At 61.0% G+C, this 15,457-nt stretch carries 12 protein-coding genes, 1 tRNA gene and 1 pseudogene; 12 read left to right on the top strand and 2 right to left on the bottom strand.

All coding sequences use genetic code 11. The features are described from left to right. Positions 1-1,446 (bottom strand): annotated as a pseudogene (locus ASF70_RS16695) (calcium-binding protein); the annotation flags it as partial. Between the two features lie 445 nt (positions 1,447-1,891). Next, the gene (locus ASF70_RS16690; RefSeq protein ID WP_062581221.1) at positions 1,892-2,209 is read right to left on the bottom strand and encodes a hypothetical protein; all 318 of its coding nucleotides are present in this window, start codon (positions 2,207-2,209) and stop codon (positions 1,892-1,894) included. Between the two features lie 386 nt (positions 2,210-2,595). On the opposite strand from ASF70_RS16690, the gene ASF70_RS16685 reads away from it, so the two are divergent. The 12 genes from ASF70_RS16685 (at position 2,596) to ASF70_RS16630 (ending at position 15,395) form a co-directional block, all read left to right on the top strand. Then, positions 2,596-3,459, top strand: a complete 864-nt coding sequence (locus tag ASF70_RS16685; RefSeq protein WP_062581219.1) for a branched-chain amino acid ABC transporter permease — start codon at positions 2,596-2,598, stop codon at positions 3,457-3,459. Between the two features lies 1 nt (position 3,460). Continuing rightward, a complete protein-coding gene (locus ASF70_RS16680) occupies positions 3,461-4,465 on the top strand; it encodes a branched-chain amino acid ABC transporter permease (protein ID WP_062581217.1) in 1,005 nt (334 codons plus the stop codon). Then, the gene (locus ASF70_RS16675; RefSeq protein ID WP_062581214.1) at positions 4,462-5,241 is read left to right on the top strand and encodes an ABC transporter ATP-binding protein; all 780 of its coding nucleotides are present in this window, start codon (positions 4,462-4,464) and stop codon (positions 5,239-5,241) included. Before ASF70_RS16680 ends, ASF70_RS16675 begins: the two co-directional genes overlap by 4 nt. Next, positions 5,222-5,938, top strand: coding sequence for an ABC transporter ATP-binding protein (locus ASF70_RS16670; protein WP_062581465.1), 717 nt, complete (start codon positions 5,222-5,224; stop codon positions 5,936-5,938). Before ASF70_RS16675 ends, ASF70_RS16670 begins: the two co-directional genes overlap by 20 nt. Then, positions 5,938-6,759, top strand: coding sequence for a PhnD/SsuA/transferrin family substrate-binding protein (locus ASF70_RS16665; protein WP_062581212.1), 822 nt, complete (start codon positions 5,938-5,940; stop codon positions 6,757-6,759). Before ASF70_RS16670 ends, ASF70_RS16665 begins: the two co-directional genes overlap by 1 nt. A 92-nt stretch (positions 6,760-6,851) precedes the next feature. After that, entirely contained in the window at positions 6,852-8,342 is a 1,491-nt protein-coding gene (hutH, locus tag ASF70_RS16660; protein WP_062581210.1) for a histidine ammonia-lyase, read from the top strand. An 81-nt stretch (positions 8,343-8,423) separates the two neighbouring features. Beyond that, a complete protein-coding gene (locus ASF70_RS16655; protein ID WP_062581208.1) occupies positions 8,424-9,221 on the top strand; it encodes an NAD(P)-dependent oxidoreductase in 798 nt (265 codons plus the stop codon). Between the two features lie 15 nt (positions 9,222-9,236). After that, on the top strand, positions 9,237-10,670 hold the full coding sequence (locus ASF70_RS16650; protein WP_062581206.1) for an aldehyde dehydrogenase family protein: 1,434 nt from the start codon (positions 9,237-9,239) through the stop codon (positions 10,668-10,670). Positions 10,671-10,813: 143 nt separating this feature from the next. Further along, positions 10,814-11,701 (top strand): AraC family transcriptional regulator, encoded by an 888-nt coding sequence (locus tag ASF70_RS16645; RefSeq protein ID WP_062581204.1) that lies wholly within the window; start codon positions 10,814-10,816, stop codon positions 11,699-11,701. Positions 11,702-11,840: 139 nt separating this feature from the next. Continuing rightward, positions 11,841-14,015 (top strand): TonB-dependent siderophore receptor, encoded by a 2,175-nt coding sequence (locus ASF70_RS16640; RefSeq protein ID WP_062581202.1) that lies wholly within the window; start codon positions 11,841-11,843, stop codon positions 14,013-14,015. A 122-nt stretch (positions 14,016-14,137) separates the two neighbouring features. After that, positions 14,138-15,193: a siderophore-interacting protein gene (locus ASF70_RS16635; RefSeq protein ID WP_244474057.1), complete on the top strand. Its 1,056-nt coding sequence runs from the start codon at positions 14,138-14,140 to the stop codon at positions 15,191-15,193. Positions 15,194-15,305: 112 nt separating this feature from the next. Continuing rightward, positions 15,306-15,395, top strand: a tRNA-Ser gene (locus ASF70_RS16630). Positions 15,396-15,457 lie beyond the last annotated feature (62 nt).

Below are 15,457 nucleotides of genomic sequence, written 5' to 3'. Positions count from 1 at the left end.
ATTGCCTGTACCGTTGATGTTGCCGGAGCCGAGCAGGGTGAGGTTGTCGATCGTCGTATAGGATGCGAGCGATCTGGTGATGGTCGAAGTGATGGTGTCGGTGCCAGCGCTGTCGGAGACAGTGTCGCTCTCGGCTCCGAGCACATATGTGTCGTTGCCGGCGCCGCCGTTCAGCATATCCTTGCCAGTTCCGCCGTCGAGGATGTCGTCTCCGTCGCTCCCGTAAAAACGATCAACCCCTTTGCCTCCGGCGAAGGTGTCTGCCTTGGTCCCGCCTGTCACTGTATTCCCGACTGCGGATGTCGTTACATGAATCCCGCGCTCACCTTCTAAGGCATCCGAAAAATCGATACTCCCGCTGCCTGAAACAATGACGCTTACCGTTTCTGTCTTGCCAATTGACCAAGTTATGATTCGCTCGAAACTGGAAAACTGAGCCGCGGTAGCAGTGATAGTGTCACCGTTGGTCTCGACTGCTTCTACGCCAGTAATTGAAAGGTTTGACATGTTTCCGTAGGCGAAAAGCGTGTCCCATCCGGTGCCGCCGATAACGGTGCTTGCTCGACCATTCGTAACGTCAAGCATTAGGTAATCGTCGCCGGCACCTCCGTTGAGGGTGTCGTTACCGTTCCAGGAAGTTATCTCGTCGTTTCCGGTGTCGCCGTTGAGGATGTCGTTATACGCGCCAAAGCTATCGTCTTCGATCGCGTCGTCTCCGCCACCCCCGTTGAGAACGTCGGCACCCATGTTCCCGTACAACTGGTCGTTCTGGTCTCCACCGGTGATCGTGTTGCCTGCACTGGATGCGTGGATGTTAACCGGCCGGATTCCGCCAAGTGCTTTCGTCAAATCTACAGAGCCGGCCCCGGAAAGCCGCACGTTGGAGCCGTAGGTCTCCCAGTCGGCAAGCGGGATTGCGCCGAGCCACTCCAAATCAGACAACTGTTCAACAGTCAGTGTTATAGTTGTGCTGAAACCGGTCGCCAAAACCTCGATGCTTGAAATATACACCCGGCTCACGTCGCCACTTGCGATCCATAAGTCGCGACCCTGGCCTCCATTCAATCTTGTGTTAGTCCCGCTATGGAATGTGTCGTCACCGTCGCCCCCATTCAACGTGTCGACTTCCGACGAGAGCGTCGTGCTGGAATAGAGCGTGTCATTTCCTTTCCCACCGTTCAGAATATCCGAGGCGCTGCCGCCATAGAGGATATCATCCTTATCACCGGCGGTGACGGTGTTGCCGTCAGCGGACGCATAGATCACAACTGCTCGAACGCCCTCCAGCTGTAGGCTCAAATCCACCGTGCCTGAGCTAGCGATTTCGAGTGAAACCGAGTCGTTCAGATTTGCGGCTAAGTCGTATGTAACGATGCGATCGTATGAAGAGAACTGCGACGCAGTAAGCGAAATTTGTTCATTGAACGTTTCTAATGTGCGCGTCATCGCGGCTGCCCATCACTTGAATCTTAACAACAAATAATAATACTAGCACGTTCTCTGATACAATCGCAGCACATACACGAGCCGAACCCCTCCGCCTTGTCGTTGGACAAGGTTGTGGTAAGGGTGCGTATCTCAGTGGAAGGTCTCGAAGTCCAGCGCCCGCCCGGGACGCCACAACCTGACACGTCCGGACTGCAAGTCAAGGAGGCATGGAAGCAGCTTGTTCGGGTCTGCGCGAAACGACGCAGCTCGCTGTAATACGAGCGCGTTCTGATCTCAGGATAGCCAACCCAAATGGTGACTTTGGATAAGCGATCAGGACTTCCGTTTAAGGGCCTTCAAAGAGGCGTGTTGCCCTCTAACAGCTATTATTTCTCATGATTACAGCCAAAAAAAAGCGCCCCCCGCGATATCGCGGAGAGCGCTTTTGGGGAAAAACTGCTGATTAGCAGTTGGTGCCCTGGACGGTTGTGCCGGTGTTGTTCGGGAGGTTGCCCGAGTTGGCTGCGTTACCTGGCTGGCCGCCGTTGTTGCACTTCTTGCTGCCTTCGCCCATCGTGCTGCTGCCGGTCATGGTGCTGTTGGTAGCAGTCGAATCGACAGTGCCGGAAGCTGCTGGCTTCGGCGGGATGTTGCCACCTTCGCCTGCGGTGTTCTGCTGTACGTTGCTGCGGTCTGCGGCGGTGCCGGACGTTGCCGTCTGGGCCATAGCCGACGTTGCGAGACCAGCGGAAAGGATCGTTACTGCGAGAAGCTTCATCATTATGGTGTTTCCTTGTATTCCCTACGGTGACTTAACCCGATGGCGGGCAAAAGGTTTCCTCACATTAGCAAAAGATCTGCATGCGGGCGGGCCGTGGGTTTTTGACCATTGGCAGCTTCGTCGGTTCGGGGAGGGTTCGGTTGCGTCATTCGGGAGCACGGTTGCCTTCGACTTCTCGGCCACTCGCTGGCGACTGGTCGGCCATGAGGCGGCGGCTGGGGGCGTTCTTGCATGGTCGGTTCGCTTCGTTCGCCATGCCGGAGCGCCGCTCTGTGGATAACCGCATGTCGGGCGAATTCCGGCTTTTGTCACCCCAGCAATTTTCTTGACCTTCGGCTTCAATTATAAGCAGCCTGCAGTTCAGGACCGCATGGGAGGCGAGACGGTTGCAGACGATTTTGAGCATCGGTATCGATGCGCTCGCCTATGGCATGATCCTGTTCGTGATTTCAATCGGGCTTTCGGTGACGATGGGGCTGATGCGGGTGGTCAATCTCGCCCATGGTGCCTTCGCGATGATCGGCGGCTATGTCGCCTCCTATATTTCGCGGGACCTCGGCCTAGGCTATGCGCCGGCCATCCTTGCCGCCGTGGTCGCCACGATCGTGATTGCGGTGCCGATCGAGCGGTTTCTCTATCGTCGCATCTATGGCGCGCCTGAATTGACGCAGGTGCTGATGACGATCGGCATCACGTTTTGCATCATCGGGCTTGCCAATTACCTGATGGGGCCGACGCTAAAGACCATTCCGCTTTCGGATGTGCTGCAGCAACCGGTCGATCTCGGTTTCCGCAGCATTTCCGCGCATCGTCTGTTTGCAATCTTCTGCGGTCTTGCCGTGGCGCTTTGCCTGTGGCTTGCGATCGAGAAGACCGGTTTCGGCATCAGGCTGCGGGCCTCGGTCGATAATGCGGCGATGGCGTCAGCGCTCGGGGTTCGCACCGAAATCATCTATGCGGTCAGCTTTGCTGTCGCGGTCGGGCTTGCGGCCTTCGGCGGCGTGGTCGGGGCCGAATTGCTGCCGGTCGAACCCTATTATGCGCTGCGCTATCTCGTGACATTCCTGGTCGTCGTTTCCGTCGGCGGGGCAGGCTCGATCGGGGGCACGCTGCTGGCCTGCCTGCTGCTCGGCGCGGTCGATACGACGGGCCGCTATCTCCTGCCCGAGTTCGGCGAGTTCTTCTTCTACCTTGCGGTGATCGCCATCATCTGCGTGTTTCCGAACGGCCTCATGAAGGGGGCGAAATAGAATGGCGGTTGATGTGAGTTCAAGGGATATGGGCGCAATGCGCCGTCGGCGTTCGCTGATGCGCGATGTCGTGGGGTTCGGCGTGATCGTCCTTGCCGCGGCGATCGGCTATTTTGCCTTTCCGGATAATCTGGCGCTTCTGACGCGGATCATCGCGGTGGCGCTGCTCGTGCTTTCGCTTGATCTCGTCACCGGCTATTGCGGCGTGGCGACGCTTGGTCATGCGGCGCTGTTTGGCAGCGGCGCCTATGCGGCCGGCATTCTCTCTGCCCATTACGGCATCAACGATCCGCTGCTGATGACGCTTGCGGGTCTTGTCGGCGGAGCGCTTGCCGGGCTGTTGTCGGGTCTCGTCATGCTGCGTGCCCATGGCCTGCCGCAACTGGTTCTGTCGATCGCGCTCATTCATCTGTTTCACGAGCTTGCCAACAAGATGTCGTCCTTTACCGGCGGCAGCGACGGCCTTTCGGGGATCGCGCCGGATCCGATCTTCGGCCGTTTCGAATTCGATCTGTTCGGCAATACGGCCTATGTGTTCGCGGTCGTGATGCTGCTCGTCGTGTTCGTTCTCCTGCGCATTCTCGTGCGGTCGCCATTCGGCATGCTGTGTCGCGGGCTGAAGGAGGATCCGCTGCGGATCCGGGCGATGGGCGCCTCGCCGAAGCGCGCGATCGTCAAGATGTATGGAATTTCCGGGGCGGTCGCGGGGCTGGGCGGCGCGCTCAACGCCATCTCCACGCAGGTGGTCGGGCTCGATACGCTGTCGTTTACCCAGTCTGCGGAAGCGCTTGTGATGTTGGCACTCGGCGGCACGGGTTCGCTGTTTGGGGCCGTTGCCGGCACCGTCGCCTTCATGATGTTTCAGGACTTTGTGTCGTCAGTCAATCCTTTCCACTGGCTGACCATGGTCGGCGCGCTTCTGATTGCCGTGGTGCTGTTTGCGCCGAAGGGCATCTATGGAACGGTGGCGGCGTTTCTTGAAAAACGGCGGGAGGGACGGCCATGACCGCAGTTGTCGGAAGTCCCGTGTTCGAAGTCGTCTCCCTCAAAAAGTCGTTTGGCGGGCTGGTGGTCACGAACGATGTTTCGCTGTCCATGGCGGCGGGCGATCGGGTGGCGTTGATCGGCCCGAACGGTGCCGGCAAGACGACCTTCGTCAATCTGGTGACGGGAACGCTGGCCCCCAGTTCTGGCGAGGTGCGGCTGGGCGGCGAGGTGATCACGGGGCTTGACGCAAGCGCCCGCGTCAAACGCGGGCTGGTGCGGTCCTTCCAGGTGACGAGGCTGTTTCAGGATATGACGGCGGCCGAACATCTGGGCCTTGCGGTTCTTCAGCGGGAAGGGCGATCCGGCCGCATCTTCGGCAATTTTCTGACCATGCCTGACGTGATGCAGGAGGTGGAGCACCGGCTCGAGACGTTGCGGCTGACTGCGCTCATGCACCGCAAGGTTCGCGAGATCGCCTATGGTCAGCAGCGTCTTCTGGAGATCGCCATCGCGCTCGCCTTGAAGCCGAAAGTGCTGCTGCTCGACGAACCGGCGGCCGGCGTGCCGCAGAGCGATGTCGGGCTGATCGAGCAGGCTCTCAACGAGCTGCCGGCCGATCTGGCGGTGCTGATGATCGAGCATGACATGGATCTTGTCTTCCGGTTTGCCAAAAAGGTCGTGGTGCTTGCCGCCGGCGCTGTCATCTTCGACGGCGCGCCGGGCGACGCCACACGCGATCCCCGCGTCAGGGAAGCCTATCTGGGGAGCTATGCCGATGCCGGCCGCGTCGCTTGAGATCGAAAACCTTTCGGCGGGCTACGGCCCGACCAGGGTACTGGAAGACATTACCGTCACGGTCCCGGCCGGACGGCGGCTGGCGGTTCTCGGCCGCAACGGCATGGGCAAGACGACGCTGCTTGCGAGCCTTGCCGGGCAGACCCGTCGTTACGGTGGCCGCATTGCGCTTGATGGTGCCGATATCAGCACTGCCGCGAGCGCCGACCGGGCCCGCGCGGGACTTGGCTATGTGCCGCAGGAACGCTGCATCTTCCCGAGCCTGACGGTCGAGGAAAACCTGTTCGTTGGCCTCAAGGCGCGCCCGAAGGATGCGATCGAGGAGGCCTATGCCATGTTTCCGCGGCTGAAGGAGCGGCGCAGCAATCTGGGCAACCAGCTTTCCGGCGGCGAGCAGCAGATGCTGACGACGGCCCGCACCATTCTCGGCCGTCCCTCCGTGTTGCTTCTCGACGAACCGCTGGAGGGTCTCGCCCCCGTGATCTGCGAGGAACTGATGATTGCCTTTGCCGCACTTGCGACATCAGGCGACATGACCATCCTTCTGGTGGAACAGCGGATCCAGAGCGCGCTCGACTTCGCGGAAGACGTCATCATTCTGGAGCGCGGGCGCATTGCCTGGAGCGGCACGCCGGATGCGCTGTCCAAAGATCAACAGACCGTGGACCGTCTGCTCGGTGTCGGCGGTCTGCATTGATGGACAGCCCGGCGCGGCTCGCCAGTCTGGCGATGTATGTCGCGCCGCCACCGGTTGCGCAGGCGACGGATGCGCTGTGGGCGTTTGTTGCCCGCAGGCTGACCGATGCGGGGATGGCCGGGGTTCCCGCTACGCTCGATCGTTCGATTTCCCATGACGATGCCTGGCTGCGGCCGGATCTGCTGTTGTCGCAGACCTGTGGCTACCCTTACGTCACCAGTCTGCGCGGAAATGTTCGGCTGGTGGCGACGCCCTGCTATGCCTATCCCGGTTGCGACGGTCCGGATATGCGCAGCTTCGTCATCGTGCGCAGGGATGCGGGCTTCGCCTCGCTTAAAGATCTGCGCGGGCGGACGGCGGCGATCAACGGTCGCGACAGCAATTCGGGCGCCAACCTGTTTCGCGCCGCGATCGCGCCGATTGCGCGCGGACCACGCTTCTTCGGGAGGGTGATCGAGACCGGCGGGCACGCGGCCAGCATCGCGGCGGTTGCCGAGGGCAGGGCGGATTGCGCTGCGATAGACTGCATCACGTACGGTCATGTGGCGCGGTTCGCGCCTGAAGATATGGCTGATATCGTCGTGGTGGCAGAGACCCCATCCGGCCCCGGCCTGCCGTTGATCACCCGTGCATCTGCATCCGATGACGAGGTGGCGCTTTTGCGATCCGCGCTTGAGGCTTCCCTGGTCGACCCGTCGCTCTCGGATGCACGCGACGTGCTGGCGCTGACCGGTTTCGCGGTTCTCGAGGATGGCGATTACGAAAGGCTGCTCGAGCTTGAGCAGCAGGCCGTATCGCTCGGCTATCCTGCCGTCGCCTGACACATCGACGCCGCTGCCGGGACTTTGCCTTATCCCTTGGGACGCCTATCGTAGCGCCTTCGCCGACCCCGGCCTTTCAAGGGACGCTGCCCGTGACGATCCTTATCGACAAGGTACTGACGTGGCGTGATGTCGCTCACGTTGCGGAAGGCGAGGATCTCGCGCTTTCGCAAGGGGCTTGGGACCGCGTCGCCTATGCCCGACGTATCGTCGAGGCGTTGGTGGAAAACGGCGCGAGGGCTTACGGCATCACGACGGGCGTCGGGGCGCTGTCCGATACGGTCGTCGATCGCGAGGCGCAGAGCCGGCTTTCGCGCAATATCGTCATGAGCCATGCCTGTGGTGTCGGGCCACTGCTTGGCCGCCGCGAGGTGCGGGCGGTGATCGCAGCGCAGATCGGCAATTTCGTGCATGGGTATTCGGGGGTACGCCCTGATATCGTTCGATACCTGTGCCGGTTTCTCGAGGCCGATTGCATTCCGGATATGCCGTCGAAAGGCTCGGCCGGCTACCTCATTCACAACGCCCATACGGCGCTGGTGCTGATCGGCGAGGGACATGCCTGCGTGGCGGGGGAGCGGATGACCGGCCGCGCGGCGCTTGCCGCAATCGGGCTCGAACCGTTGGTGCTTGGCGCCAAGGAAGGGCTCAGCCTCGTCAACGGCACCGCCTGCTCGACCGGGCTTGCCTGCGTGGCGCTCGCGCGTACCGAACGGTTACTCGACTGGGCCGATGCGATTGCCGCTGTCACGCTGGAGGCTGCCGGATGCCAGATGTCGGCTTTCGACGAGGATGTGCTGGCGCTGAGGCCTTCGGCCGGTATTGCCAGCGTCGGAGCGGCGTTGCGATCGCGGCTTCAGGGAAGCGGTATCATCGCGGCCGCTGTCGGGCGGCGAACACAGGATGCGCTCAGTCTTCGCGCCATACCGCATGCGCATGGTGCGGCCCGCGACGTGTTTGCCCATGCCTGCGGGACCGTCGATCAGGAGCTTGCCTCCGTCACCGACAACCCTGCAATCGCGGGCACGCCGGATGCGCCGCTCGTCTGGTCCGAAGCGCATGCGGTGGCGGCGGCGCTTGGTCATGCCGCCGATGCGCTTGCGAGTGCCATTGCCCAGGTTGCGGCCATGAGCGAGCGTCGCATCGACCGGCTGGTCAATCCGCTGGTGAGCGGCCTGCCGCCGTTTCTCGCGACCGACGCGGGAAGCCATTCCGGCTTCATGATCGCGCAGTATACCGCTGCCGCACTCGTCAACGAGAACAGGCGGCTGGCCGCGCCCGCGGCAACCGATGGCGGTCTGACATCGGGGCTTCAGGAGGATTTCCTGGCGCATCCGACCGCGGCAGCCAACAAGCTGCTCGCCATACTCGACAATGCCGAACAGGTGCTTGCGATCGAACTGATGGCGGGGGTTCAGGCCCAGGACATTCTCGCCGAAACCAATTCTCCCGCGATCGGCACCCTGGAGGTCCGCGATATGGTGCGACAGCATGTGGCCATCTACGCAGACGATCGCCCGCTGGGTCAGGATATGGAGGTGCTACGCAAACTGATCGCCGGCAATCCGCCGCCGCCTGCTTGACCTCCCTCGCGCATCTTATAGTATGAGTTAGGTCATCATGTATGATGACATTGTGATAGGAAGCTGTCCTGGGGAGGATCAATGCTGAAGAGACTTTTGCTGACCGGCGCCGCCGGCGGGCTTGCGCGCGGAATTCGTCCGCTGCTGAGCGAGCTTGCAGAACAAGTGGTGCTGTCGGATCTCACCGACATCGATGATCCCGGTGCGAACCAGAGTTTTGTGCGCTGCGATCTGTCCGATGCCGCAGCCGTTGCCAAACTGGTCGAAGGCGTGGACGGTATCATCCACCTCGGTGGTGTTTCGATCGAAAAGCCGTTCGACATGATCCTGCAGGCCAATATCGTTGGCCTCTACAATCTCTACGAGGCTGCCCGCCACAGCGGCAAGCCGCGCATCGTGTTCGCCAGTTCCAATCATGTCGTCGGCTATTACAGACGCGACGAATTCATCGACAACAGCGTCGCGCCGAAGCCGGACTCGCTTTACGGTGTTTCCAAAGTCTTCGGCGAGGCGGTTGCCAGCATGTACTGGCAGAAGTTCGCTCAGGAGACGCTGTCGATGCGGATCGGCTCCTGCTTCGACAAGCCGCTCACCCGGCGTATGCTGGCGACCTGGCTGAGCTACCAGGATTTCGTTTCGCTTTGCGGGCGGGCCTTCTCAGCTCCACGGCTTGGCCATACGGTGGTCTACGGCGCTTCTGCAAACGATGAGCAATGGTGGGACAACGGCAACGCGTCCTTCCTTGGCTGGAGGCCGCAGGACACATCCGCCAAATGGCGCGTGGAAGTGGAGGCGGCGGCCGTTGACGATCCGGCCGATCCCGCGGTCATTTATCAAGGCGGTGCATTCACCACGGCCGGGCATCCGGACGATATCTGAGATAGGAATTTTGCAATGACGATCTACCAGAACCTGATTGCCGGCGAATGGGTCGGCTCGGATGCGTCCGAGAACATCAGCCCGTCCGACACGAAAGATGTCGTCGGTCTCTATGCCCGCGGTAGCGCCGAGGATACCAAGACTGCGATTGCGGCGGCGAAGGCCGCGTTTCCCGCATGGTCGCGTTCCGGCATCCTGGAGCGGCACGCGATCCTGAAGAAGACCGCGGACGAGATCCTGGCCCGAAAGGAAGAGCTCGGCAAACTGCTGGCGCGCGAAGAAGGAAAGATCCTTCCCGAGGCGATCGGTGAGGTGACGCGCGCGGCGCAGATCTTCGATTTCTTCGCGGGCGAAGCGCTGCGCCTGACCGGCGAGGTCGTGCCGTCGGCACGGCCGGGCATCACCGTCGAGATTACCCGCGAGCCGCTCGGCGTCATCGGCATCATCACGCCCTGGAATTTCCCGATCGCCATTCCGGCCTGGAAGATCGCACCGGCGCTTTGCTACGGCAACACGGTCGTGTTCAAGCCGGCCGAGCTCGTGCCGGGCTGCGCCTGGGCGATCGTCGATATTCTCCACCGCGCAGGCCTGCCGAAGGGCGTGCTCAACCTGGTGATGGGAAGCGGTTCCGTGGTCGGTCAGGCGATGCTCGACAGCCGGGATCTGGGCGGCATCACGTTCACAGGCTCGACCGGCACCGGCAAGCGGGTGGCGCTTGCCTCGATCGAGCATAACCGCAAGTTCCAGCTGGAGATGGGCGGCAAGAACCCGATGGTGGTGCTTGACGATGCAGACCTTAACGTCGCCGTGGAAGCCGCGGCCAACTCAGGCTTCTTCTCGACCGGCCAGCGCTGCACGGCCTCGTCGCGGCTGATCGTGACGGAAGGCATTCACGACAAGTTCGTGGCTGCCATGACCGACAAGCTGAAGTCACTGACCGTTGACAATGCGCTCAAGGCCGGCACGCATATCGGTCCCGTCGTCGACGAAAGGCAGCTCAAGCAGGATACCGACTATATCGAGATTGGCAAAAGCGAAGGCGCCAAGCTTGCCTTCGGCGGCGAGGTCGTTTCCCGCGATACGCCCGGCTTCTATCTGCAGCCGACGCTGTTTACCGAAGCCACCAACCAGATGCGCATTAGTCAGGAAGAGATTTTCGGACCCGTCGTGTCGGTGATCCGGGTCAAGGATTATGACGAGGCGCTCTCCGTTGCCAACGATACGCCGTTCGGCCTTTCCGCCGGCATCGCGACGACCAGCCTGAAGCATGCGACGCATTTCAAGCGCAACTCCGAAGCCGGGATGGTGATGGTCAACCTGCCGACGGCCGGCGTCGACTTCCACGTTCCCTTCGGCGGCCGCAAGGCGTCGTCCTTCGGTTCGCGTGAACAGGGCAGGTATGCAGCGGAATTCTTCACCGTGGTGAAGACGGCCTATACGCTGCCGTAACCGAATTTGGCCCCGGCGTAGCAGATGTTGCGCCGGGTGCAATCACCGTGATCCTCTGCAGCAGTCGGCCGCAATTGGCAGGGATTGATGCACGCGCTTAAACTTGATAACCAAAGCCAAGTTTAATGTGCCACGGTGACTTCATGACCTTCCAGCCTCGGATGCGAAACCAGATCGAAGGTTTTTCGGTCATCGGCGGCATGCGTCGGCGGCACTGGAATGGGATCACTGCAGATCTGTGGGATGTGGAATGCGGTCCGCATGCGGGTGGTTATTACGTGGCGCAGGATCCACGTCTGTTCATTCTGCTGGAGCATCGTGGCGGCGGGCGGCCGCTGGTGAAGTGCAGTCCACGAGCGGGCGGTTCGCCGCAGGACAGTTGCGAAAGCCCGATTTCCTATATCCCGGCCGAGATGGATCTGTGGGTGGATATCGAAGACGTCCAGTATGTGCGGCACCTCGACATTCATTTCGATGCGGATGGTTTGCGGCGCCGGCTGATGGACGAACTTGATCCGCGGCGTCTGACGGAGCCGCATCTTCTGTTTGCCGATCCGCGCGTGATGTCGCTGGCGCAGCTGATCGCGATGGAAGTCGCCAATCCGGATCCGCTACATGATCTCTATGGCGATGGCCTGACGGTTGCGCTGCTCGTCGATGTGCTGAAGATCGTCAAGCTGTCGGACGCTCGCAAGCGCAGCACGCTTGCCCCGTGGCAGTTGCGGCGCGCCGTGGAATTCATCGAGGCCAATTGCCTTCGCAGCATTCGGCTGCAGGAGATCGCGACCCTGACGGGGTTGTCGCAATCGCATTTCAGCCACTCGTTCAAGGCGTCGACCGGATTTGCACCGCACGAGTGGCAGATGAATGCCCGTCTCGACCGCGCCAAGCAGATGCTAATTTCCGGCGTCCGGCCGTTGACGGAAGTTGCGGTGGAGAGCGGCTTTGCCGATCACGCGCATTTTAGCCGCGTGTTCCGCAAGCATGTCGGCACCACGCCGTCGAAATGGAAAAAGTCACACTCGATTTGAATCGGCCTTGATGCGGATCAGTCCGCCAACTTTGCCCAAGATCGTTCAAATATCGCGGATGCGGGCAAGCGACGGCTTTTAATTTGAGTTAAACACTCATCTATTGAGCCAGTAGTATGGCGGCGTGAGTGGGGCGAATATGAGTGGAATTTTGGGGAAGAACAAGGTGAAGTCGGCGCTTGGGGCAGGGGTTGCCCTGATGGCGCTCAGCGCATCGTTTAGCGCGCGGGCGCAGGTGCAGAGCGAGGGGACAACGCTTGCACCGATCGTCATCGAGGGCCAAGGAACGGAAGGCGGCGGTACCGGGACGGTCGACGGTTACGTTGCCAAGCAGACGACCACGGGTTCCAAGACCGATACGCCGATCAATGAAATTCCGCAGTCCGTATCCGTCGTCGGACGGCAGGAGCTGGAGGATCGCGGCGTCGTCGACAAGGTCGATCAGGCGCTTCTCTATACGCCCGGCGTTTTTGCGCAGCCTTACGGCTCGGACCCGGACACGGACTGGATTTATGTGCGCGGCTTCAACGCTTCGCAGACCGGTCTCTTCTACGATAATCTGGCTCTGACCAGCCATGCTTACGGCAATTTCCAGATCGATCCGTTCCTGCTGGAGCGGGTGGAAGTTCTCAAAGGCCCGGCATCGGTTCTGCTCGGGGGCGCCAATGCCGGCGGTGTCGTGAACCTGGTGCGCAAGCGCCCCACGGACGAGCCCTATTTCTACACCGAGCTCGGAGTGGACAGCAACGGCAGCGGTTATGCCGGCTTCGACTTCTCGGACAAGGCGCTCGGCAGCGATGTCGTCAGCTACCGCTTCACGGGCAAGCTTTCCGGTGGCCAGGGCTATTCGGATGAGCAGGATGACATCCGCGGCGTGTTCATGCCGCAGATCACATTCCAGCCGACCGACACGACCAGCCTCAATGTCTGGGGCTCCGTCAGCAAGCTCGATCAGACCCATACGTCGAACGGTCTGCTGCCTTATACGGGCACGGTGGTCAGCAATCCCGTTTTCGGCAAACTTGACCGAGACGTGTTTGTCGGCGACCCCGATTTCGATATCGGTCGCTCAACGCAGGCAATGGTCGGCTACGAGTTCGAGCATGAATTTGATAGCGGCTGGAAGTTCACGCAGAACCTGCGCTACGCGCATCTCGACAAGCGGGAACGCCAGATCTACGCGTTCGACTTCCTCTCGCAGACCGATGGCCTGGTGCTGACCTACGCGGACGACGTGCGGTCTTCGGCGGACTCCTTCAATATCGACAACCGGCTGGAGAACGAGTTCGAGCTTGGCGGCGCTAGCCACAAGGTCATGGTCGGCGTGGATTATCGCTATTACCGTCTCGATAACGACCAGCTGGCGACAGCGTTCGGAGCTTATCCGCCGCAATATGATCCGCTCAACCCGAGCAATGACCTGCCAACACCGACACTCGTGCCTTCGACGCATCAGATCTACACGATCAATCAGGTCGGTGCCTATGTTCAGGACCAGATCAAGTTCGGCGGAGGTTGGGTCGCCACCCTCAACGGTCGCTTCGACTACCTCGAAAGTGACGTCGACGACCGCCTCGGCACCGGTGATGCCGAGCTGAACGATACCGCCTGGAGCGGCCGTGCGGGCATCGCCTACGAATTCGAAAACGGTGTGACGCCCTATGCCAGCGTCGCCACCTTCTTCAGCCCGCTGGTCGGCACCGGTGCGGATGGCGCGCTGAAGCCCGAAGAAGGCGAGCAGTACGAGGCCGGCGTCAAGTACGAGCCGACCTGGCTCGACGGAAGTCTGACGGCGTCTGTATTCCAGATCGACAAGCAGAACTACACGGTCAGTGTCCCGGCCATCGGTGACCGTCAGCTCGGCGAAGTCCGCTCACGCGGTGTTGAGCTCGAAGGCAAGTTCAATCTCGATCGCAACTGGAAGCTCATCGCTGCCGCCTCCTATACGGATCTTGAGTTCACCGAAAACCCTGGCGATTCCTCGCTTGAAGGCAATACGCCGGCGGTGGTGCCGAACGCGCAGACATCGCTTTGGCTTGACTACACCGTGACGGACGGACCGCTCGCAGGTCTGGGTCTGGGTGCCGGCGTGCGCTACCGCGGCAAGTCCTGGGCTGACGACGCCAATACCCTTCGCGTGGAGGATGCAACGGTGTTCGATGCCGGGATCCGCTATGAGAAGAACGACTGGAAGGCTGCGCTCAACGTGACCAACCTGTTCGACAAGGAGTACGTTGCGGGCTGCAACACGATGTATTTCTGCGGCTACGGCGAAGCGCGTACGCTGACATTGAAAGTCAGTAAGGTTTGGTAACTTGACAACCTGAGTAAACTTTATCAGGAAGGCCTTACGGGGCCTTACGGGGCCTTTCACACTGACCGGCTCATGAACTGTTGACGAACGGGTGAGCGCAGAGGAGCGCGACGGGAATGTTGATGGACAGGTTTACGCTTTCCGGCCAGGCAATTCCGGTCGACCCGGAGCGCATGCTGTGCGAGATCTGCGAACATTTCGTCGAGCATAGCGAGGTCAAGCGCGACGGCGACCACGTCAATCTCGCAAGCGAGGTTGGCGAAGCCAATATCCGCAAGCAGGGCGGCTGCCTTTCGATCGATATTTCCTGCCCGTCGGCGCAGCTGCTGCAACTGGTGCGCAGCTCGATTGCCGAGCATCTTTTCATGTTTGCCGGCGAAGAGCCGCTGGAACTGAACTGGCATGACGAAGCGGTCCTGACGCCAATCCCGGGCCTTACCGAAATTCGCGTCGTTGCCGCGCGGCATGTAACGCCGCATATGCGCCGCCTGACGCTTGCCTGCGACGACGTTGCCCGGTTCGTCGGCGCCGACTACCACATTCGCCTGCTGATCCCGAAGAAGGGCCGCAAGCCCGTCTGGCCGGTTACCCGTGCGGATGGTCGCCTCGGCTGGCTGAACGGCGAAGACGAAATGGTGATCCGCATCTACACGATCCGCAGCGTCGATGTGGTCCGCGGCGAGATGGATATCGACTTCGTTCTACACGAAAGCGACGGCCGGCCCATGCCGGGTGCCGAGTTCGGCCGCCATGCCGAGCCGGGCGATGTCGCAGGTCTGCTGGGACCGGGCGGCGGCGGTTTGCCGGATGCCCGGCACATGATCCTTGCCGGCGACGATACGGCCTTGCCGGCGATTTCCCGAATCCTCGCCGAAGCGCCAGCCGATGCACGGCTGCAGGTGTTTATCGAGGTCGACGACGTTGCCGATCAGTTGCCACTCTGCTCCAGCGCATCTGTCGAGATCACCTGGCTGCATCGCAAGGGCATTGCGCCTGGCAAAGCCGGCATTCTTGGCCCGGTCGTTCTTCCCGTCATCGAGCAGGCCGGGGCTGAAGCCTTTATCTGGATCGGCTGCGAGAAGTCCGAAGCTCGGCCGATCCGCAACCATCTGAAGTCCCGCGGCCACGACAAGAAGCGCATGTGCGTGATCGGATACTGGGGCGAGAACAAGCACTGACTGAGATTGCATTGGGGCAAATGCCCTAATCGTCAGGCGTGAGCGGCAACATGGTTGACGCCGGCATGGCGAAGCAGGTAGGACGCCATCGTTCCCTTCTTGGGAACAGTGCGGAGAGGTGGCCGAGTGGTCGAAGGCGCTCCCCTGCTAAGGGAGTATACCCGGAAGGGTATCGTGGGTTCGAATCCCATCTTCTCCGCCACTATTTTCCCAGATCGTTTCGTCTCGACATCTTTTCTGGGAACTTTTGCACCTTCAGAAAGA

Source organism: Rhizobium sp. Leaf321 (assembly GCF_001423215.1).
Taxonomy (GTDB): domain Bacteria; phylum Pseudomonadota; class Alphaproteobacteria; order Rhizobiales; family Rhizobiaceae; genus Neorhizobium; species Neorhizobium soli.
The sequence above is the reverse complement of the archived record's forward strand: the minus strand, read 5'-3'. Positions and strand labels throughout refer to the sequence as shown.

Coding starts and splice junctions, on each gene's coding strand:
- ASF70_RS16690 (WP_062581221.1), bottom strand. CDS start 2,209: ATGATGAAGCTTCTCGCAGTAACGATCCTTTCCGCTGGTCTCGCAACG.
- ASF70_RS16680 (WP_062581217.1), top strand. CDS start 3,461: ATGGCGGTTGATGTGAGTTCAAGGGATATGGGCGCAATGCGCCGTCGG.
- ASF70_RS16675 (WP_062581214.1), top strand. CDS start 4,462: ATGACCGCAGTTGTCGGAAGTCCCGTGTTCGAAGTCGTCTCCCTCAAA.
- ASF70_RS16670 (WP_062581465.1), top strand. CDS start 5,222: ATGCCGGCCGCGTCGCTTGAGATCGAAAACCTTTCGGCGGGCTACGGC.
- ASF70_RS16665 (WP_062581212.1), top strand. CDS start 5,938: ATGGACAGCCCGGCGCGGCTCGCCAGTCTGGCGATGTATGTCGCGCCG.
- ASF70_RS16655 (WP_062581208.1), top strand. CDS start 8,424: ATGCTGAAGAGACTTTTGCTGACCGGCGCCGCCGGCGGGCTTGCGCGC.
- ASF70_RS16650 (WP_062581206.1), top strand. CDS start 9,237: ATGACGATCTACCAGAACCTGATTGCCGGCGAATGGGTCGGCTCGGAT.
- ASF70_RS16645 (WP_062581204.1), top strand. CDS start 10,814: ATGACCTTCCAGCCTCGGATGCGAAACCAGATCGAAGGTTTTTCGGTC.
- ASF70_RS16640 (WP_062581202.1), top strand. CDS start 11,841: ATGAGTGGAATTTTGGGGAAGAACAAGGTGAAGTCGGCGCTTGGGGCA.
- ASF70_RS16635 (WP_244474057.1), top strand. CDS start 14,138: ATGGACAGGTTTACGCTTTCCGGCCAGGCAATTCCGGTCGACCCGGAG.